Here is a 1,479-nt window from a genome sequence, read left to right on the forward strand (position 1 = left end):
CACTGATTTTCACCTTCGTTTTCGTGGTCAAGATCCACATCACCAAAATTAGGATATTCAGCCCGTGCAATGTCCCGCTGCAGTTCTTCATAGGTACCTGGATAATCAAAGGGACTTTCATAATCATTCATCAGGACAAGCTTCACTTGCTTGCTATTGCCATGCTTCTCTTCCCAAAAATTTGAAATCATATCCGTTCGGATCGAATCACGCATCCCGTCTTTACGTTTAATTTCAATGAATCCGTGCATCACTCGCACCCCTTTCGTTTGGCTAGTATTGAACCACCAATGCAGCACCCAATTGCTGTTAATCCCCACAAGAAGGACAGACCTGCCACAATCCATAGAGCGATTGTTATCATGCGCTTTCATCCGGACGAAGCAAGAGATACACATATCGTTCCAGCGCTTGCAGTCTTGCTTTCAATTGCTTGTTCTCTCGTGCGACACGTTCCCCGCCCTGAACGATACTGGACAGGCGCTGATTCAAATTCCACACCTCGTCTTGTGCCGCTTGCAATTCGTTCTCCGTGTCTTGCGCAGATGCGTTGAGTGCATTGATTTCTTCTTTGAGCCTTTCGTTCTCTGTTTCAAGCTGATCGTTCTTTTCAATGTCGGATTGTGCTTCGTTCATTCGTTCTTCGAAAAGTCGGTTGCTCTCTGCTAGGCTATCAATCTGTGCCTGCTTGTTCTTCGCTTCGGCTGTAGCTTTTTCTAGTGCCTCAGTTAAATGATCAATGTTGGCCAACAGCTTGTCCTTCATGGTTTTGTATTCAGCACCCGCTTTTCCGTCAGAAATGGACAACGCCTTAGCATCAAATTCACACAGCTTTTTCAGCTTGCTTATTTCCGCTTTGGCGGCTTTGAGTTCATCGCTCATCTTCTTGTTCACTTTTGCATTGGGTGAAGGCTTACAACCGGGTTTTGGACCACTCATGGGAATATCCGCTAACTCGTCTGCATGTACCTTTTTCCACTCGCGCAGATCAATCTTCTCAATTCCTGTTTCAAGGCAAATCTTGGTGTCTGTTTTCAGCGTCTGGCGCAGTTCCTTGTACTTGGCCACCGTCAGCATTGGATTCATTTTCAACGCCTCCTTATGCATTTTCTTCCAGTTCACCATCGTGTTTTTGCTGACTTGCTTGATTTCTGCGATTTCTTTATCCAATTTTCCAGATTCCCTAAAGTGTCGATATTCTGCGACAGACATATCTAACTTCGGCGGATATTTTTCGTTGCCCTTTAAGCCATCTCGAATTAAAGAGTCGCCAAGTTTTCGCATTTCCTGATATGCTGCACAATCCTTGCATCTGACCTCTGGAGAACTTTGTTTCCAATTTTTAGGACAACCCTTGCACCCATCAAGCAAGTCACCAATGCGTGTGTATATGGCAATTCTTGAATTCATATCTGCCACCCTCAGAATGGTTTCAGGTTTTTAAATCGCTGGTGGGGCAAGTCCGCCTCCATTTTCACG

2 protein-coding genes are annotated in these 1,479 nt (G+C 45.2%); both read right to left on the reverse strand.

The genetic code is table 11. The features are described 5' to 3' along the window. Nucleotides 1–251 (reverse strand): hypothetical protein (locus tag NIE88_RS21930; protein WP_253065682.1); only part of this gene is annotated, 251 nt, incomplete at its 3' end. Between the two features lie 109 nt (nucleotides 252–360). After that, nucleotides 361–1,410 carry a hypothetical protein gene (locus tag NIE88_RS21935; protein ID WP_253065683.1) on the reverse strand — a complete coding sequence of 350 codons (1,050 nt, stop codon included), beginning with the start codon at nucleotides 1,408–1,410 and terminating at the stop codon, nucleotides 361–363. Nucleotides 1,411–1,479: the final 69 nt, after the last annotated feature.

It is taken from the genome of Sporolactobacillus shoreicorticis (genome assembly GCF_024125445.1).
Lineage (GTDB): Bacteria > Bacillota > Bacilli > Bacillales > Sporolactobacillaceae > Sporolactobacillus > Sporolactobacillus shoreicorticis.